Origin of the sequence: Hymenobacter volaticus, assembly GCF_022921055.1 — a bacterium.
GTDB classification, from domain to species: Bacteria; Bacteroidota; Bacteroidia; order Cytophagales; family Hymenobacteraceae; genus Hymenobacter; species Hymenobacter volaticus.
The window spans coordinates 3,248,276-3,268,862 of record NZ_CP095061.1; the positions used below are offsets into that span (position 1 = coordinate 3,248,276).

Annotated in this window: 7 protein-coding genes; all 7 read right to left on the reverse strand. The window is 55.5% G+C overall.

All coding sequences use genetic code 11. The features are described 5' to 3' along the window. Positions 1 to 104: 104 nt before the first annotated feature. Positions 105 to 3,272, reverse strand: a complete 3,168-nt coding sequence (locus tag MUN86_RS14175) for an SBBP repeat-containing protein (protein WP_245118670.1) — start codon at positions 3,270 to 3,272, stop codon at positions 105 to 107. 419 nt (positions 3,273 to 3,691) lie between these two features. Continuing rightward, positions 3,692 to 6,790, reverse strand: a complete 3,099-nt coding sequence (locus MUN86_RS14180) for a T9SS type A sorting domain-containing protein (protein WP_245118672.1) — start codon at positions 6,788 to 6,790, stop codon at positions 3,692 to 3,694. A gap of 365 nt (positions 6,791 to 7,155) precedes the next feature. Then, the gene (locus MUN86_RS14185) at positions 7,156 to 10,362 is read right to left on the reverse strand and encodes an SBBP repeat-containing protein (protein WP_245118674.1); all 3,207 of its coding nucleotides are present in this window, start codon (positions 10,360 to 10,362) and stop codon (positions 7,156 to 7,158) included. Between the two features lie 417 nt (positions 10,363 to 10,779). Next, the gene (locus MUN86_RS14190; RefSeq protein ID WP_245118675.1) at positions 10,780 to 13,989 is read right to left on the reverse strand and encodes an SBBP repeat-containing protein; all 3,210 of its coding nucleotides are present in this window, start codon (positions 13,987 to 13,989) and stop codon (positions 10,780 to 10,782) included. A gap of 150 nt (positions 13,990 to 14,139) precedes the next feature. After that, a complete protein-coding gene (locus MUN86_RS14195; RefSeq protein ID WP_245118677.1) occupies positions 14,140 to 17,328 on the reverse strand; it encodes an SBBP repeat-containing protein in 3,189 nt (1,062 codons plus the stop codon). A gap of 421 nt (positions 17,329 to 17,749) precedes the next feature. Then, positions 17,750 to 19,405, reverse strand: a complete 1,656-nt coding sequence (locus tag MUN86_RS14200; protein WP_245118679.1) for an SBBP repeat-containing protein — start codon at positions 19,403 to 19,405, stop codon at positions 17,750 to 17,752. 390 nt (positions 19,406 to 19,795) lie between these two features. After that, on the reverse strand, positions 19,796 to 20,569 hold the full coding sequence (locus tag MUN86_RS14205; protein WP_245118680.1) for a DUF3891 family protein: 774 nt from the start codon (positions 20,567 to 20,569) through the stop codon (positions 19,796 to 19,798). Positions 20,570 to 20,587 lie beyond the last annotated feature (18 nt).

Consider the following 20,587-nt stretch of genomic DNA (forward strand, 5'->3'; position numbering starts at 1 on the left):
GTGCGGCAATAAATAGCCGTTTTTGGTATACGGGCGCAGTTACTGCCAATAAGAAAAGGCCTCTGGACTAAGTCCAGAGGCCTTTTGCGGAGCCAAATGGCCGGCTAGTGTGCGACCAGCACCCGCACCGTTTCGCGCTGGCCGCCCACGAGCAAGGAGCAGGTGTACAAGCCCGGCGCGAGCTTGTGGCTGTGGAGTGGCAGCTCGTAGTGCTGGCCTTTGCGCACGGTGCCTTCGTAGAGGCTGGCTACTTGCTGGCCTAGCTGGTTGTAGACGAGCACCTGCGCCGGCCCATCGAGCACCGGCCGGAAGCTCACTGCCGCTTGGCCGGCAGCCGGGTTGGGGTATACGGCTAGCTCCTGCACATTGCTACCAGCGGTGGTGAAGGCTGAACGCGTGGCAGCTACCACACCAGCGGAAGCGGTAGTGCTAGTCTGCACGTACTTGATGGTGGCAAAATCGGTGTTCACGTAGAGGCTGTAGGAACTGCCCGTCACGTACACGTTGCCGGCGGCGTCCACGGCGAGGCCGTTGGCCTGATCGATGCGGTTAGGGGAACCGTCGTAGCGAATGTCCCAGAGTTGCTGGCCCGTGGTGGCATCGTATTTCAGCGTGGCAAAGTCATAGCTTTCGCCGCTGCTGTTGTTGTCGGAGTAGCCGGTTACGTAGGCGTTTCCAGCAGCATCCAGCGCTACATCAGTTGCCACATCTACGCCGGAGCCGGGACCATTGTAGCGCGTAGCCCAGAGCTGCTGGCCCGTGGTGGCATCATACTTCAGGGTGGCATAATCGGAGCTGCTGAAGGCTGGGCCGCTGTAGGAACGACCGGTTACATACACGTGGCCCGTGCTGGGGTCAACGGCCAGTTTTGCCGCCTGGTCGCTGCGGTTGCCGGGGCCGTTGTAGCGCGTAGCCCACAGTTGCTGGCCGGTAGCCGCGTTGTATTTGACCGTGGCATAATCGTAGCTGCCTGTGGTACCAATTGACTGGCCCGTTACTACGACGTTGCCGCTGGCATCCACCTCTATGTCGGTTGCCGCGCCGTTTCCATTGCCTACTCCGCTATAAGGAGCCTCCCAGAGCTGCTGGCCACTAGCCGAATACTTGACGGTGAGGTAGTCGAAACGGCCGTAGGTGGCGCCGGTCACGTACACGCTGCCCTCCGCATCGACAGCCAAGGCACTGGCTTGGTCGTTGCTGGCGCCGGCACCGTTGTAGCGGGCCACCCATTGCTCTTGGCCCGTGGGCGAGTACTTGAGGGTGGCATAGTCGTAGCTGGTGCCGGTGCCAATGGAAAAGCCAGTTACATACACGTTGCCAGCCGCATCAACTGCCACTTCATAGGGGTTGTCCATGCTGTTGGCGGAGCCGTTGTAGCGGGCTACCCACAACTCTTGGCCAGCGGGCGAGTACTTGACGGTGGCGTAGTCGGAGTTGCTGGTGCCGGTCACGTACACGTAGCCGGCGGCGTCTACGGCCACGCTGATAGCGGTATCAAAACTGTCGCCGGGGCCATCGTAACGGGCTTCCCACAGCTTAGTGCCACTAGCCGAGTACTTGATGGTGGCATAGTCGTAGCGGCTGCCACTGCCCGCCGAGGAACCTGTCACGTACACGTTGCCCGCAGCATCCACGGCTATATCCTTGGCCTGATCGTCGTTGTTGATGGCCAGGGCGTCGGTGTAGCGAGCTTCCCAGAGGGGCTGCCCGCTGGTGGCGTCGTACTTGAGGGTGGCGTAGTCGGAATCGTTGCTGCTGGTATTGGAAATGCCCGTCACGGCCACGTTGCCGGTGGCATCCACGGCCAAACTTACCGCCTGCTCATCGCCGGCCGTTGGGCTGTTGTAGCGGCTGGCCCAAAGCTGCTGGCCGCTGGCTGCCGCATACTTAACGGTGGCGTAGTCGCTCTGGCCGCTGCTGTTGAAAGAGCGCCCCGTCACAGCCACATTGCCGGCGGCATCTACCACCACGTCTTTAGCTTCCTCGTAGCTGCTGTCGGAGCCATTGTAGCGGGCTTCCCAGAGAGGCTGCCCGCCGGCGGCGGCGTACTTGAGCGTGACGTAGTCCCAATTGCCGCCGCCAATGTCGGCAAAGCCGGTGACGGCCACGTTGCCTGCTGCATCCAGCGCTACCGCCGTGGCTTCGTCGTAGCTGTTGCCCCCGCCGTTGTAGCGGCTGGCCCACAGTTGCTGCCCGTTGGTCGAGTAGCGTACGGTGGCGTAGTCATAGCTGCTCCCGTTGTCGGAGGTGCCGGTCACGGCCACGTTGCCAGCGGCATCCACAGCCAAGTCGCGCACTAGGTCGTAGCCGCTAGCGGGGCCATTGTAGCGGGCCGCCCACTGCTGCTGGCCGCTGGTCGAGTACTTGAGGGTGAGGTAATCGCCTTGGTTACCGGAGTAGGCGTTGCCCGTCACGTACACGTTGCCACTGCCGTCGAGGGCCAGTGTGGTAGGTAGCTCATCGCTGTTGCCGCTACCGTTGTAGCGGGCCGTCCAGAGCTGTGCCCCGACGGTCGAATATTTTACCGTTACATAATCGTAGCTGGTGGTGGGGCCGTTGTAGGAGGCCCCCGTGACGTACACATTGCCGGCCGCATCTAGGGCCAAGCTTGTGGCTAGGTCGTCGCTGTTGGCGGCTCCGTCGTAGCGGGCAGCCCATAGTTGCTGGCCGTCTGGGTCGTACTTGACTGTGGCGTAGCCGTAGTTGCCGGTGCGCCCAAAAGAGCCTCCCGTTACATAGATATTGCCTGCCGCGTCCACCGCAATGCCTTTCGGCACATCGTCGCTGCTGCCCGAGCCGTTGTAGCGCGCCGTCCAAAGTTCCTGGCCACTGGCCGAGTACTTCACCGTAACATAGTCGTAGTCGATGGAAAGGACGCTGCTGGCGGTGCCCGTCACGTACACGTTGCCTTCCGCATCGGTGGTGGTAGCGGAAGCCAAATCATAGCTGGCCGTTGGGCCGCTGTAACGGGCCGTCCATGCCTCACTGACCGGTCCGGCCGCGGCCGCCTGCATATTCTTGCTGGTAGTTACTTGCGCGTCTTGCGCTAGTTGTTTGGTGGCTATTCGTTTGCTGACGGCTCTCGTTTGTTTCGGCAAGGCATGCTGCAAGGCCCGGGCTCCGGGGGGCAGCAGAAACTCTTGGGCTTGCGTAGGCTGTGGTTTCTGCTTCTTAACTGAAACCGGGCTTAGTCGAGTTTGCGCCTGAGTAAGCGGCACAACCAAAAGCAAGCCGGCGGCTAACGGCAGCAAACAAGTAAAAGATTGTTTCATAGGGTAAGGGATTGGGAATGAAAGGCTAGTACCAGCCTGTAGAACAAGAAAAGCAGGGGTAACAGAATCAGGAACAAATGATTCTAATTCTTCCCTTATGAGTTTGAGCAAAGCTCATACTACATAATCAACAGCACGAAATCCGGCGCCAAGTACTTAAAAATAAGGCTACCACAACAAGGTTTAACAATAATACTACACGCTTTCACTCCTAGCTCAACTATACACTCGGTTATCGTTGAAATCTACCGACAAGCGTAGTAGGCTGGGTTTTCTGGTTTGACAATTATGTAAGTAGTAGCAGTCAGAACCACACTGCTCTTACCACAAAACTTACCGCAGCAGGAATTCCTACTTCACAAAAAAGCGCCCCCGAAACAAATTCGGGGCGCTTTTAGCAGCATTTAGCTACTTGGTACCTACCGGCTAATCAGCACACGGACGGATTCGCGCTGACCGTTGACGAGCAACGAGCAGGTGTACAAGCCCGCCGCTAGTTTCTCGCTGTTGAGGGGCAGCTCGTAGTGCTGCCCCTTGCGCACTTTGCCTTCATAGAGGCTGGCTACCTTCTGACCGAGCTGGTTGTAGAGTTGTACCTGCGCTGCTCCATCCTGCACCGGCCGGAAGCTGACGGTGGTCGGGCCAGTGGCCGGATTTGGATAGACGGCCAGTTCCTGCAACTGTCTGGTAGGGGCCGCTACGGCCAGTGACGCGCTAGCCGTTACGAGTGGGGTTGCGCCAGCCAATGCTACCGGGCCTATGCCAGTACTTTGGCTGTACTTGAGCGTAGCAAAGTCGTAGCTGGTGCCACTCCCGAGCGAGAAGCCCGTCACGTACACGTTGCCCGCGGCATCTAGGGAGAGTGCTGCGGCCTCGTCATAGCTATTGCCGGGGCCATTGTATCGGGCGGTCCATGCCTGCTGGCCGCTGGCCGAATACTTGACGGTGAGGTAGTCATCGGTTCCGTCGTTGTTGTAGGACAAGCCCGTTACGTAGGCGTTACCGGCGCCATCCACCACCAGGGCTGTGGCTTCATCATAGCTGTTGGCAGGGCCATCGTAACGCGCTACCCATTGTTGCTGGCCGCTTCTCGAATACTGCAAGGTGGCATAATCCCATCCCGTACTGCCACCACTGTTGGAATACCCTGTTACATATACGTTGCCGGTATTATTGTCAATTGCTACGGAAGTGGCTAGGTCATCCTTGTTGCCGGGCCCATTGTAACGGGCACCCCATAGCTGAAACCCATTGGCAGATGAGTAACGCGCGGTGGCGTAGTCGTAGCTGCTACCACTATCGGAAATGCCAGTCACGACTAAGTCACCGGCGGCACTGATGGCTAAACCTGCTGCCACATTATAGCTACTGATGAGCGAGGCGTAAAAGCTGGTCCATGCTGGCACGCCACTAATTCCCTCGTATTTCACTGTGGCATAGTCACTCTTAGTTCCCGCGTACGAAGTGCCCGTCACGTATACATCGCCGGCCGCATCCACGCCTATATCTGTTGCCACGTCGGCATCGTCGCCGTACCCAATAAAGCCTGCAACCCACGACCGCTGCCCACTCGCCAAATACTTGCACGTGATATAGTCGTAGTTGGTCGCTTGGTAAGAGGTGCCCGTTACGTACACATTGCCCGCGGCGTCCACGGCCACCCCTGCCGCCAGATCATCCTTGTTGCTGACCCCACTAAAGCGAATGGCCCACAACTGCTGACCGCTCGGCGAATATTTGACAGTGGCATAGTCGGCGTTGAGGCCGTAGGACGTGCCCGTCACTATCACGTTGCCAGCCGCATCAACAACTAGTTCCACCGGTAGCTCGTCGCCGTTGCCGTCGTAGTGGGCTTCCCAGAGCTGCTGGCCCGTGGGCGAATACTTGACGGTGGCATAGTCGTAGTTGCTGCCGTTGTAGGCGTAGCCCGTCACAAACACGTTCCCTGCGGCATCTGTGGCAATATCCGTGGCTACTTCCGCCCCGTTGGTGGCCGCGTTGAAGCGCGCTTCCCAAAGCTGCTGCACATTGTTTTGCTGGTATTTGATGGTGTTGAAGCCATTACTATCAGTAGAGCCAAGGCTATAGAAACTGCCCGTCACGTATACATTGCCAGCGGCATCTAGCGCCACGTTCGTGGCTTCATCATCCGCATCATAGTCGTAGCGGGCTTCCCAGACTTGTTGGCCGCCGGCCGAGTACTTTACCGTCGCGTAATCCGACCTAGAACGTGAACTAGCAGTTCTTCCTGTAACGTACACGTTGCCCGCCGCATCCACCACTAGGTCCCTCGCCCCCTCGCTACTGGCACTCGCGGTACTAGGTCCCTCGTAGCGGGATTCCCAGACTTGCTGACCGGTAATGCCGTTGTACTTGAGCGTGGCATAGTCGGCATTGGAGCCGGAATTGTTGCCACTACTCCCGGTCACCAGCACGTTACCAGCGGCGTCCAGGGCCAAGGCAGTAGCTTCGTCGTTGCGGTTGCTATGGCCATTGTAGCGACCTATCCAAAGTTGCTGGCCAGTGGCCACGTCATACTTGAGCGTGACATAGTCGGAGTTGCTCTCATTATACGCGTAGCCGGTTACATACACATTGCCTGCCGCATCCGCGGCTATATCATTGGCTAAATAAAAAGACCCATTGCTAACGTCGCTATACTGAGCAGCCCAAAGTTGTTGGCCGTTGGCCGCGTACTTGCGGGTGGTGCCTCCTCCGGTGACGTACACGTTGTCCGCCACATTTACAACTAAATGGGAGCCTCCGAGAGCCGTCCAGAGTAGTTGCCCATTAACAGTGTACTTGGCTGTCTGGTTACCCGTCACATACACGTTACCCGTCCCATCTACGGCTATATCTTTCCCACCGGCGAATCCGCGCACCACCCAAAGCTCTTGGCCGCTGGGAGAATACTTTAGGGTAGCATACCCAAGTCCGCTCGAACCCGTTACGTAGACATTGCCCGTCGCGTCCACGGTTATAGCCGCTGCCGCATCGTAGCTTCCCGTGCCAAGTGGTGTGGAGCTGTTGTAGATGCTTTCCCAGAGTTGCTGGCCGCTAGGCGAGTACTTGAGAGTGATGTAGTCGGCGACAGCAAACGTGCCCACCGCATAGAGTTGGGAGCCGGTCACATACGTATTACCGGCTGCATCCACCGTCATATCCGCAATCCGAAGCCTTCTATTATTTCTATAGAGGGCAATCCAGACCTCACTAGCCACTTCCGTGGCTGATCCGGTTGTGACATCCTGAGCGCTAACGCCTCTTGCTGCTGCGGCTACTTTCTGACCCGACCTGACACGTGCTGGTCGGTTCGTCAACCGGTTGGCCCCATTGCCGGGTAGCGGGTGGCGCAAGGCGGGCACCCCAGGGGGTAGCACGTTCTGCGGCCGCAATGCTGGCAAGGCTCGTTGCGCTTTACTGATAAGTTGAGGCGGGCTGGCCTGCGCCAAGGCGCCCGATGGGTGCAGCAGTAAGCTTGCCGCCAAGAATAGCAACCACGTAAAAGCCTGTTTCATAGGGTATGGGTTAGGATTGAAAAAGAACAAAAGCGAGTCATGGCCCGCTAGGTACCCGGCGGGTCTTGGTGGTTCTGTATGCTTCAATTTGCTCCTGTCTACTGCTGAGCTTTCAGGAGTAGGCCGCCGTACTCTAGTGTTAAGCTGCAGTAAATAAATGAATTAAATCTAGAGACACTGTATATACCCTATATCTTATACCTACCTCTTTTCAGCAGTGCCAGCCTTTGACCTATGCTAGTGAAGACCACGTAAAGTCTGCAAATCCTACTCTCTCCATCAGGGAGGCACTCCTACTACCTACAAAAAAGCGTCTCACGCATAAGACGAGAGACGCTTTTCAAGCTTGTTAACAAACTATGACGTTAGTGAGTCACCACCAGCCGAACGGCTTCGCGTTGGCCATTAACGAGCAAGGAACAGGTGTACAAGCCCGCGGCTAGCTTCTCACTGTTGAGCGGTAGCTCGTAGTGCTGGCCTTGGCGCACTTTGCCTTCATACAACGTGGCTACTTGCTGACCCAGCTGGTTGTAGACCCGCACCTGCGCTGTCCCATCCAGCACCGGCCGGAAACTGACGGTGGACGGGCCAGTGGCCGGATTCGGATAGACGGCTAGCTCCTGCAACTTTCTAGTAGGAGCCGCTACGGCCAACGGCGCGCTAGTGGTTGCGGCCGGGGCCACACCTGCCAAGGCCACCGGCCCCACGCCGGTATTCTGGCCGTACTTGAGCGTGGCAAAGTCGTAGCCGGTGCTTGCCCCGAACGAGAAGCCGGTGATGCACACGTTGCCGGCGCCGTCCAGGGACAGAGCTGCAGCCTCATCATAGCTGCTGCCCGGTCCGTTGTAGCGCGCTTCCCACAATTGCTGGCCACTGGTGCCTGCGTACTTGAGCGTGGTGTAGTCGTCGGTGCTGTCGCGGTTGAACGACAAACCCGTTACGTACACGTTGCCGGCCGGATCTACGGCGAGGGCAGCGGCTTGGTCGTAGCCGTTGTCGGGGCCATTGTAGCGGCTGGCCCACACTTGCCGGCCGCCATAGTAGGGAGCAATGTAGTCGTACTTCACAGTTGCATAGTCGTAGGTCCCGCCGGTGCCCACCGAGAAGCCCGTCACAACCGCGTCGCCGGTGGCGTCCAACGCAATGCCCGTCGGAATATCATCGCTGTTGGCGGTTCCGTTGTAGCTGCTGAACACCACTGCGGCCCCGTTCTCCCCGAGGTATTTGATTGTGACATAATTGTAGTTGGTACGCCCGTTGGTGGTGGCGGCGCCCGTCACTATTGCATTGCCCGCGTCGTCCACCACCATAGCTGTTGCCACTTCATTGGTGGTACCGCTGCCGTTGCCCGTGTAGCGGGTTTCCCACAGTTGGCGGCCGGTGGCGGCCGCATACTTGAGCGTGGCATAATCATAGTCGTTCTGAGTGGCACTGGTGGCCGCGCCGGTCACAAACACGTTGCCAGCCGAATCGAGGGCGACGGCAGATACTACCTCGTTGCTATTGCCGATGCCAGCGTAGCGCGCTTCCCACACCTGCTGGCCGCTGGCTGTGTACTTGAGCGTGACGTAGTCGTAGTCGCGAAGGTTGGCGGCGATGGCGGAGCCCGTCACCACCACGTTGCCAGCGGCATCTAGTGCCAAGGCCGTTGCTTCTTCGTTGCCGTTGCTGTTGTAGCGGGCGCTCCACAGCTCTTGGCCCGTGGGCGAGTACTTGACAGTGGCATAATCGTACCCATTGATACTATCGTAGGCGGTGCCCGTCACATACACGTTGCCGGCGCTGTCCAGGGCCAGCGCCTTTGGTATTTCGTCGCCGTTGGCGGAGCCGTTGTAGCGCGCTTGCCACACTTGCTGCCCCGCGGGCGAATACTTGACGGTGGCATAGTCGTAGTTGCGGCCGTTGTAGGCGTAGCCGGTCACGTATACGTTGCCGGCCGCGTCGGTTGCCTGGTTGGTTGCCACCTCGTTACTGGTGCTGGCTGGTGGGGTAAAGCGCGCTTCCCACACTTGCAGCACGTTGTTTTGCTCGTACTTGATGGTAGCCAGTACCGAGTTGGTAGTTATGATGACGCTGTTGGAAGAGGCCCCCGTGACGTACACGCTGCCGGTTGCTCCCACAACCACGGCTACTGCCACCTCGCTGGTGGGGAAAGGCCCGGTTCCGGCGTAGCGAGTTTGCCACAGCTGCTGCCCATTGGCGCCACTGTACTTGAGCGTCGCATATTCGCTGATCGACTGCGTGAGTCCCGAGTAGCCGGTCACATACACATCTCCGGCCGCATCCACAGCCAAGGCGTAAGCTTCGTCGACGCTAATTCCACCGTTTCCGTTGTACGAAGCTTGCCACACTTGCTGGCCGCTGGCCGAATATTTCACCGTGCCATAGTCGTAGCTGCTAAGAAAGCTATTGAACGAAGCGCCCGTCACGACCACGTTACCGGCCGCATCCACGGCCAAGGCAGTAGGCACATCCAAGCTAGTGCTGGATGCGCTGAACCGTGCATTCCACAACTCTTGGCCACTAGCTGAATATTTGACGGTGGCATAATCGGAAAGTTGGCCTGTTAGCTCGGACCGCCCGGTCACGTACACGTTGCCCACGGCGTCCACGGCCAAATCCGTCGCCTGATCATCGGTGTTGCCAGGCCCCGAGTTATAGATCATGCTCCACTGTTGCTGCCCCGTGGTCGAGAACTTCAGCGTGCTGTAGTCGTTGCCCGTGCCGTTGCTGGCAGCGGTACCGGTCAAGTAGACGTTGCCGGCCGCATCTACGGCCAGATCTTTAACCGTGCCCAAGAGTGAGTTAGAGAACAGCCACAACTGCTGACCGGTGCTTCCGGCGTATTTGACGAGGCTGTGGGCGCCGCTACCCACGTATACGTTGCCGGTAGCATCCAGCGCCACAGAAGCTCCTAGGCTACCGCCGCTGTAGCTGGCCGTCCACAACTGCTGGCCGGTAGCCGAATATTTGACCGTGGTACCATCCGAGTTGTTGCTGTTGCCGCGGGTGGCGTAGCCGGTTACATAGACGTTGCCGGCGGCATCCACGGCCAAATCCGTCGCCCGATCATCGGTGTTGCCGGGCCCCGAGTTGAACAAGACGCTCCAAAGCTGCTGGCCGCTAGGCGAGTACTTGATGGTCACGTAGTCGTTGCCACGGCCGGTGTTAATAGCCGTTGTAGAGTAGCCGGTCACGTACGTATTACCGGCTGCATCTACCACTAAGTTGCTGGCCACATTGATGCTGGGGCCTTCGTAGAGGGCCACCCAGGCTTCGGTGACTGAACCGGCCGTGACGGCTTGGGTACTAGTTCCCCTTGCTGATGTAGTTGGTTGCTGAACGGACCTGACAGGTGTGGGTCGGCGCGCCAGTAGCGCGGCCTTGTCGCCAGGCAGCGCGTGGGATAAGGTCGGGGCTCCCGGTGACAACAGCAGCGCTTGAGACAGCGGAGGCAGTACCCGCTCGGCGCGCCTCGACGGCCGAGTTAGGTCCACCTGCGCCTGGGCAGTTGACACATGGAACAACAGGCTTGCCGCCAGCGGCAGCAAACGCGTAAAAGCTTGTTTCATACGGTGGGATAATGGTTAGGAAAACAAAAAGCAGGTCGAAACCTGCGTACTGGCAAAAACTCGATGTCTCGTCTGAATACTCTACTCGGAGCGGGGCAGCACCGGGTTGCTTAGGTCAGCTAATGGCGGTACAATGGCAGGCGCCACTCTATCAGTAAATTAACGAATTAATACTAATTATTCTATATATATTATTGTGGCAATTCCGGTTTTGTTTTTTGCTAACGCACGCAATTAACTGCAGTAGAGGGTATTTGTCTTTCTATAAATCAGAAAATCGTTCTTAAATAAGAAGAGAATTATTTCTAGGGTAGACCCATGCTTAAATCGGCTGCTACTGTCGTGCTGTCGCGCTGCAAAAAAGCGCCACCAGAAAAAGTCTGGCGACGCTTTTTGCGAAGCGAAATACAATCTTCGTTAATGCGTTACTACCAGGCGCACCGATTCACGCTGGCCGTTGACGAGCAACGAGCAGGTGTACAAGCCCGCGGCTAGCTTCTCGCTGTTGAGTGGTAGCTCGTAGTGCTGCCCCTTGCGCACTTTGCCTTCGTAGAGGCTGGCTACTTGCTGACCGAGTTGGTTATAGACTCGCACTTGCGCCGTACCATCCCCTACCGGCCGGAAGCTGATAGTGGTTGGGCCGGTGGCCGGGTTGGGATACACACTTAGCTCGTGCAGGCCTTTAGTTGAAACTGCCAAAGTTGGGCGAGCAGTTGCGAGAGCCAGAGAAGCGGCGCTGCTAGTCTGGCTATACTTAATGGTAGCAAATTCGCTTCTTCTATAAAGAACCTCAACGGAAACACCCGTCACATACACATTACCCACTGCATCTACGGCTAAGCCAGCGGGTGTATCGCTCATGTTACTCGGTCCGTTGTATCGCGCCTGCCAGATTTGCTGACCACTGCCGCCATCGTATTTTACGGTAGCATAATCCGAGCTGCTAATACCGGTCACATACGCATTCCCGCTGGCATCCACGGCTAAGTCGTAGGGACTATCAAAGCCTTTGAATCCCCCATCGTAGCGGGTTTCCCAGAGTTGTTGGCCAGAAGCTCCGGCATACTTCACGGTGGCGTAGTCATAGTCACTGTTGGTGTCGGAAGCAGAATAACCAGTTACAAACACGTTGCCTGCGCCGTCAACAACCAAGTCCGTTCCATAATCATCTAAATCGACGGGGCTATTATAGACGGCTAGCCATAACTGCTGGCCGCTGGCACCGGCGTACTTCACCGTAGCATAGTCACTGTTGTAATAAGGTTTACTATTTTCGGTGTTCCCCGTCACATACACATCGCCAGCCGCGTCCACGGCTATGTCTCTGGCTACATCTTCACTCCCGTATGGCCCTTGGCCAGTGTAACGGGCCACCCAGAGTTGCTGGCCACTAGAGGAATATTTAATTGTTGCGTAATCATCTTGACTAGAACCAGTAACATAAATATTGCCAAGCGCATCCAGTGCCAGTGCGTTAGCCTCATCAGTGCTAAATCCGCTGCCGGTAGAATAACGAGCAACCCAAAGCTGTTGACCACTGGCGCCGTCGTATTTGAGGGTGGCATAATCTTCTCCAGTGCTCCTACCATTTGAGTAGCCGGTTACATACACATTCCCATTGGCATCTACGGCCAAGTCAGTGGGACTATCGTAGCCGTTGGCTGACCCTTCGTAGCGCGCTTCCCACAGTTGCTGACCACTAACTCCGTTGTATTTGATCGTGGCATAATCGAAGTTATTGCCCGTTCCATCGTATATGTTGCGGCCTGTCACGTACACGTTACCCGTTGCATCAAGGGCAATGTGCGCCAAGTTGGTTGCGTTAGTCGTATTGCCAAGGTAGCGGGCTTCCCAGAGCTGCTGACCGCTAGCTGAGTACTTTATGGTGACCAAGTCCCAACTGCTGCCGTTGTAGGCACTACCCGTCACATACACGTTCCCTGCTGCATCCAGGGCTACGTCGTTTGCTTCACTACTCACACTGGTAGCAGTAGGCCCACTGTAGCGGGTTTGCCAGAGTTGCTGGCCGTTGGCTCCAGCATACTTGAGTGTAGCGTAGTCGAAGTCGGTGCTGCTAGTGCTAGCGGAGGCACCTGTCACAGCCACATTACCAGTTCCATCTACTGCCAACCCAAGAACAGCCTGATCACCCGTAACCGTACCACTGTAGCGAGAGGCCCATAGTTGCTGGCCAGTAGCGGCCGCATACTTTGCGGTAGCATAATCGAGTTGGCCGCTGCCATTGTACGAGCGGCCTGTCACGAATACATTATTAGCTGCATCTACGGCAACGTCCCGCGCCTCATCATAGCTGTTGTCGGGGCTATTGTAGTAGCTCTCCCACAGCGGCTGTCCGCCAACGGCATATTTGATGGTCGTATAATCCCAGGTGCCATTGCTACCCAGTGCGTAGCCAGTCACTACGGCATTACCGGCATTATCTACTACCAAGCTTGTGGCTTCGTCGTAGTCGTTGCCAGCCCCATTGTAGCGTGTAGCCCAGAGTTGCTGGCCGCTAGTTGAGTAACGTACCGTGGCATAGTCGTAGTTGCTACCATTGTCCGACGTGCCCGTTATATACACGCTACCGTTGGCATCCACCGCCAGGTCGCGCATTAGGTCATAACCGTTAGCTGGTCCATTGTAGCGGCTAGCCCACAGTTGGGTGCCTCCGTTAGAATATTTGACCGTGAGATAGTCGCCCTGATTGTTCCGGTACGAGTTACCAGCTACATACACGTTTCCAGCGTTGTCTAAGGCCAAATTGGAAGCCAAATCATTATCGGTGCTAGTACCGGAGCCAATGTACTGACTCACCCATTGCAGCTGGCCGCTAGTCGAATATTTGAGGGTAGTGTAGTCGTAGCTGTTAGTGCTTATGCCGTATGAAGAACCGGTTACGTACACGTTACCGGCTGCGTCGGTGGCAATGTCAGCTGCCAAATCCGTACTTGGCAGAGTCGAGAAGCGAGGCTCACTCGTGTAAATGGCTGAGAAAAGCAATTGGCCGTTGGTGCCGTTATACTTCACGGTGGCGTAGTTATAACCAGTAGCACTAGTACCATACGAAGCTCCCGTTACATAGACGTTACCTGCCGCGTCCAACGCAATACCAGTTGGCACGTCGTCGCTCTGGCTGGCCCCGTTGTAGCGAGTAGCCCACAGTTGCTGGCCGCTGGCCGAGTACTTCACGGTTACATAATCGTAGCTGTTGCTACCAAACGAGTAGCCTGTTACGTAGACATTGCCCGCTGCATCAGCTACGACGTCCTTGGCGCCATCAAAGCTGTTGCCATATCCACTGTAGCGGGCTATCCATTCTTCACTAACGGGTCCATCGACAACCCCTGAAGTCTTTGCCCCAACTGCACCTACCTCATCCCGACGAACTATCGGACGCTCTAGCTTCTTGGATATTTTGCTGGTCCCTGTTTCCCGCTCGGTACCAGGCAGCGCGTGTTGCAAGGCCGGAGTACCGAGCGGCAACAATAAGTTCTGTATTTGGGTCGGCAGGGCCTTCCTAGCTCTGCCCACAGCTTGGGGTTGATGAACCTGTGCCTGACTAACAGGCACGGAGAGGAGTACGCCTGCTGCTGCTGGCAGCAAGCGAGTGAAAATGTGTTTCATAGAAAAGGAAAGGTTGGAAATAATAAAGGCACTTAATTGGTGTGGTGTAGTAATTCCGAAGCAAGCAGAAGCGAGTCCTGCGGCTAAAGGAGATGTACAGGTATGCAGGCGCTGGCTATAAGTGCCAGCGCCTGCAGCAGGGATAGAGTTTTAGTGAGTTACGACCAGCCGCACAGTTTCGCGCTGGCCATTGACGAGCAACGAGCAGGTATAGAGGCCCGCGCTCAGCTTCTCGCTGTGCAGCGGCAGCTCATAGTGCTGACCTTGGCGCACCTTGCCCTCATATAAGGTGGCGACCTGCTGACCGAGTTGGTTGTAGACCCGCACTTGCGCGGCCCCCTCCAGCACTGGCCGGAAGCTGACCGTCGTCGGGCCGGTGGTGGGGTTGGGATACACGGCTAGCTGCTGCTGACCCGTAGTTGAAACTGCCAGCGCCGGACGGGTGGCTGCTACGAGTGGAGTTGCGGCAGTACCGTTAGCTTGAGAATACTTAACAGTAACATAATCGGAATTACTGGCATTACTATTACTAGAGAAGCCTGTTACATACACGTTACCAACTGCGTCCAAGGCCAAAGCGTAAGGTTGATCTCGACTCGATGTAATTAGCGAGCCATGATAGCGAGCCTCCCACGCTAGTTGGCCACTGGCACCAGCATATTTTACGGTGACATAGTCAGTGAAATTATCCCCGACACCAAACGAGAAGCCGGTTATATATACATTACCGACCGCATCCACTTCTAAATCTGTGGGCTGATCGTACCCTCTTCCTACAGGGCCATTATAAAGAGACTGCCAGAGTTGCTGCCCATTAGCTCCGTCGTACTTAGTTGTAGACCAGTCCGCGTCCCGAAAGGGCAGATTAGTAAAATATCCTGTCACAAATACGTCGCCGTTCGCATCTAAGCCAACTCGAGCGCCACCTCCTGGATTGTTGTTCCCGTTGAAGCGAGTAGTCCAAAGCGGTTGACCGTTTGTCCCATCATACTTGATGATTATTACACCGGCGACAACTACATTACCCGTCTTATCTACGGCTATGTCTGGTAAATCTTCGAAACTAGCCGTGCTATTAGACCTATTGAAGCGCGCTACCCATTGTTGTTGGCCAGTGGCTCCATCATACTTGATTGTGGCATAAACATAGCTGCTGTAGCCGTTGATCAAGGAAGTTCCGGTTACGTACACATTGCCCGCTTGGTCAAGGGATAAGCCAGTGGGTTGATCAGAACCGTTGTTGGGTCCGTTGTAGCGCGCTACCCATAGTTGCTGCCCGGTGTCACCAGCGTACTTGAGGGTGAAGTAGTCATAATCACCGGTTAGTGTAGACTGAAAGCCTGTCACGAACACATTACCACTCGCATCCAAGGCTAATTCAGCTACCCCCGTTCCCCGGGTAGAAGTCTCAAATTGATAATTTTGGCTCCATAGTAGTTGACCATTACTAGAGTATTTAATGACGAGGTAAGTATTGTTGGTATTACCAGCTACATACACACTGCCCATCGCATCCACGGCGATATGAGGATTAGATGCATACGTACTCTGTTGAGTGCGCTGACGGACTTCCCACAATTGTTGGCCGCTAGGTGAATATTTGATAGTAGCATAGCTACTCACGGAAAGGTTATTGGCCTCGTAAGAGCTGCCAGTCACATATACATTGCCGGCTGCGTCTACCGCTATATCGTTTGGGACATCATCAGTATTATCTACAATCCAGATGTTATAACGTACATCCCATAGCATTTGGCCAGTACTGGCGGCGTATTTAAGAGTCGCATAATCACGGCTGGTGCTGTCGCTGCCGTTGAAGGAGTCACCCGTTACGTACACATTACCTGTAGCATCCACAGCCACGGCCACGGCCACATCATTACCCACATCTGACCTTGTGTAGCGAGCTTGCCAGATTTGCTGACCACTTGAGCCGGCATACTTCACGGTGGCATAGTCGCTCTGAACGCCCTTATAGGAGCGCCCGGTTACGGCTACATTACCTTGGCGGTCTATTACCACGTCTTTAGCTTCATCATAGCCATTGTCGGGCCCATTGTATTCGGCTTGCCACAATTGCTGACCACTGGCAGCCGCATACTGGAACGTGAGGTAGTTCCAATTACTGTTGCCGCTATCGGAGTAGCCAGTCACCACCACGTTGCCCGTTGAACTCAGGGCTACAGCCGTTGCCTCATCATAGTTGTTACCCGCACCATTATAGCGTACTGCCCACGTCTGCTGACCGCTAGGGGAATATTTGGCCGTAGCGTAGTCGTAGTTGCCGGTGCCGTCGTCACTGGTACCGGTTACGGCCACGTTGCCGTTGGCGTCTACGGCCAGGTCACGCACCAGGTCGTAGCCATTGGCCGGGCCATTGTAGTGGGCTTCCCACATCTGCTGGCCGCTGCCACTGGCATACTTGATGGTTGTGTAGTCACTCTGATTATCCAGGTAGGTAGTGCCGGTCACAACCACATTACCACTCCCGTCCAGGGCCAGATCTGTGGGCAGATCATCACTAGTACTAGATCTACTGTAAGGAGCCGCCCATAACTGCTGACCACTAGGCGAATACTTGACCGTTACGTAGTCGTAACTTGCACTGCCGTTGTAGGAAGTACCCGTCACGTACACGTTGCCGGCCGCATCCACCGCTATGTCGGTAGCTAGATCATCACCACTAGCAGATCCATTGTAGCGAACGGCCCACAGTTGCTGGCCGCCAGAAGAATATTTAACAGTAGCATAATCATAGCCGTTGCTACCGCGGCCAACCGATGTACCCGTCACGTATACATTACCAGCCGCATCTACCGCTATGCCCGCTGCCAAATCAACGTTAGCTCCCGGTCCATTATAGCGGGCTTCCCATAAGAGCACACTACTGGCCGAGTACTTAACAGTTGCAAAATCATAGTTGCTGCCGCTACCAAACGAATTGCCAGTCACGTAGACGCTACCGGCCGCGTCCGTCACCACTTCGGTACCTCCTCCAAAGGTGGTACCGTACCGAGTGTAGCGAGTAGCCCACTCTTCACTCACGGACTCGGATGTGATGGCCGTTGTTGCAGTCGTCTCGATGGCTTGCCGTTTATTGAACTTGGTCACGGAACGCGAAGGCATGGATTTCTTTTCACCAGCTACCTTGCTCCTAGAGGCAGGCAATGCGTGGCGCAGGGCCGGCGCGCCATCTGGCAGCGAGAACTGAGGCAGCGTGGGCAAACCTTTTGGCGCTTTGCTAGTCGAGATTGAAGGTGCCACTTGAGCCTGACTGACAGGCACACACAGGAGCAAGCTTGCTGCCAGTGGCAGCAAACGAGTAAAAGTTTGTTTCATAGAAAGGAAAGGTTGTAAATAAAGCGTGTGGAACTAGCCTGCTAATCAGCCAAATAGATATAATAGAAAAACAAGAAAGCACGAGGCTACTACCTCGTCTTTTCCTAAAGCTTTGCAGTGCCTGCAATTACCGAACAAACGCGCAGATTTTAGCATTGAATTCTGTAAAAAAGTAAAATCATACATGAATTAATAATAAAATAATCTCGGCCTTATACAGGTGATTACCAGATATAGTTACAGGACTTTTAGTTGAATTTACTGCATTAAGATTGAAGCCCTAGCAACCTGCTTACTCACCTAATGCAATACAATAGTTAAATTATACAACACCATTATTTCAGTCGCTGCTCAGCACACAAAAAAAGGCGCCCCCAAACTCATGTTTAGGGGCGCCTTAGTGCTTAAGCAACTACTCTGTTTAATGTGCGACGTGCAGACGGACGGATTCGCGCTGACCGTTAACAAGCAACGAGCAAGTGTAGAGGCCCGAAGCTAGGTTCTGGCTATTGAGCGGCAAGGTGTAGCGCTGGCCTCGACTTACCGTGCCCTCGTATAAGGTGGCAACCTGCTGACCCAACTGGTTATAGACTTGCACCTGCGCCGACCCGTTCGCCAGCGCGCGGAAACTCACGGTGGCTTGCGTTGCAGCCGGATTGGGGTACACGGCCAATTCCTCTAGATTCTGCTGCGCCGAAGCTGCCGACAGCGGAGACGAGCCCGTCTGGGCGTATTTGAGGGTGATATAGTCGGAGTTGGTGCCGCTGCTCACGGAGTAGCCGGTTACGTACACGTTGCCAGCGGCATCAACCACAATGCTATTCGCTTGGTCTACGCCGTTGCTGTCGCCGTTGTAGCGAACGGTCCAGAGTTGTTGGCCGCTGGTGGCAGCGTATTTGAGAGTAGCATAGTCGTAGCTTTCGTCGCCGGTGCTGCTGTCGGAGTAGCCGGTTACGTAGGCGTTGCCCGCCGCGTCTACGGTTAGGTCGGTGGCTACATCGGCACCGTTGCCACTGCCGTTGTAGCGGGCTTCCCAGAGCTGCTGCCCAGTAGCCGAGTACTTAAGCGTGGCGTAGTCGGAGGTGCTGAGGCTGGCGCCGCTATAGGAGCGGCCCGTCACGAATACGTTGCCGGTGGCGTCTAAGGCGAGGTTGGTAGCCCAATCATTGCGGCTGTTGGTTCCATTGTAGCGGCTAGCCCACTGCTGTTCGCCGGTAGCCGAGTACTTCACAGTAGCATAATCGTAGCCGGTGCTGCTGCCGAAGGAATAGCCAGTCACGTACACGTTACCCGTGGCGTCTACGGCCACATCGGCCGCCGAGCCCCCACCGTTGCTAATGCCGTTGTAGCGGGCTTCCCAGAGTTGTTGACCACTAGGCGAGTACTTGAGCGTAACATAATCGGACCGGCCGTAGGAAGAGCCGCTCACGTACACGTTGCCCGTGGCGTCGAGTACTAGGGCGCTGGCTTGATCTTCGCTGCGGCCGGCACCGTTGTAGCGCGTAACCCAGAGTTGCTGGCCGCTGACGCCGTCGTACTTGAGGGTAGCGTAGTCGCTGCCGCTGCCAGCTCCCACCGAGGTACCCGTTACGTACACATTGCCGGCCCCATCTAGGACTAGGTCAATGGGCTCATCGGTACCGTTGCCAGGACCGTTGTAGCGGGCCATCCAAAGCTGCTGGCCACTAGTGGAGTATTTGATGGTAACGTAGTCGGTGTGGCTGGTACCGGTTACGTACACATTGCCGGCAGCATCTACTACCACGCTAGTTGCCTTATCAAAATTGCTGCCGGGCTCGTTGTAACGGGCTTCCCACAACTGCTGGCCACTGGCCGAGTACTTGGTGGTGATAAAGTCGTACAGATTGTCGCTGCCAAGCGAGTAGCCGGTCACGTACACGTTGCCCGCGGCATCTACGGCTACATCTTTGGCCACATCGTTGTTGTCGCCTGATTTGCTATTGGTATAAGGAGTAGCCCAAACCTGCTGAATTCCATTGGACTGAGCTTGCGAGGTTGCTACAGAAACCAACAAGCTAACTGCTAATGATAAAAAGTGGGTAGAGAAGTGCTTCATATAATAAGGTCTAGAAAAATAATATCGTCTGAGGGCGTATACGGAATGCAAAAAGAAAGTTGCATTAAGTCCAATCTTCCTACATAAGTACAATATAATAGTGTGATATACTAGGATCAAATTAAGAATAAAAAATTTATTAGGATAAAACCATGACCCAATAGCTTCTCGTTGAACCCAACAGTAAATCGTATTAATACAAAAAATATCCTCTATAAAGCCATTCAACAGGCTTTGCACCTTACAGAGTTAAATCCACTATTTTCTCACACTATACTTTGGATTTTGTTCACATAGCTCATTATATGTAACAAACAGAATAGGGGAACAGCCCTGCAAAACACCGGAAACCCAGAGTCACCCGAAATACTACGCTACACTATCCCGGGTCTACTGCACAATGCGCACCTCTAGTTCCTGTAAAGGTGCTTGCCGAAAGCAGTCCGCTAGTTTCTCTGCGGTAAGGTGCTCTTTCGGCAGCTCCTTGTAGCGAAGCTTAATGCTGAAGGAATCTTCGAAGGGGAAGGGCTGCACCCGTACTTGGTTTTCACTTAGCCAGTGCGCCTGCACAAGCTGGTGCTGCGTGAAAGCAAAAAAGTCGGAAAACGGGATACCGTCGCGGTACCAAGGATGCTCATGGGTTTTATCGGCGCCGGGCTCGTTCAGGCAGAAGTACAGTGACAACCGATCCGCGAACTTCAAAAGCTGCAAATGAAAGTCGAAGATGTGCTGCTGCGCGTTTGTGTTAAGGCCAAGTTGCTGCTGCAAGCGTTGTTGGCGCTGCTCTTCAGTTGCCAGAAAGTGCTGCCCTATTTCAGTTTTGGCCAAATCAGGAAAGCCGGTGTAGTGAAGGCTGCAAAGCAAACCGGCGTAGGACGCCATATCCTCGACTTCCGCTATGCCCTGCTGGTAGTGGCGAACCTTGGGTTCAGCCGGAAAATCGAGAAAGGAATGGGGAGCGTGGGTTTGTTCGTTCCAAGTTGGCGTGGCGTCCAGCGGAATCCAGCCCCGGTCATGCTGCTGCACCGCCAGTTCCACCTCGGGCCGCAACGCAGTGCCCTTGAAGTGGGCGGGTTGCCAATGCTCGATGAGCACACCGGCCACCCGCGCATGATCGTGCTGTTTTATGCAGTGAAAGCTGGAAGGAGTTTCCCGTACAATCATAACGAACATTGAGGGCAG

Coding starts and splice junctions, on each gene's coding strand:
- MUN86_RS14180 (WP_245118672.1), bottom strand. CDS start 6,790: ATGAAACAGGCTTTTACGTGGTTGCTATTCTTGGCGGCAAGCTTACTG.
- MUN86_RS14200 (WP_245118679.1), bottom strand. CDS start 19,405: ATGAAGCACTTCTCTACCCACTTTTTATCATTAGCAGTTAGCTTGTTG.
- MUN86_RS14175 (WP_245118670.1), bottom strand. CDS start 3,272: ATGAAACAATCTTTTACTTGTTTGCTGCCGTTAGCCGCCGGCTTGCTT.
- MUN86_RS14195 (WP_245118677.1), bottom strand. CDS start 17,328: ATGAAACAAACTTTTACTCGTTTGCTGCCACTGGCAGCAAGCTTGCTC.
- MUN86_RS14185 (WP_245118674.1), bottom strand. CDS start 10,362: ATGAAACAAGCTTTTACGCGTTTGCTGCCGCTGGCGGCAAGCCTGTTG.
- MUN86_RS14190 (WP_245118675.1), bottom strand. CDS start 13,989: ATGAAACACATTTTCACTCGCTTGCTGCCAGCAGCAGCAGGCGTACTC.
- MUN86_RS14205 (WP_245118680.1), bottom strand. CDS start 20,569: ATGATTGTACGGGAAACTCCTTCCAGCTTTCACTGCATAAAACAGCAC.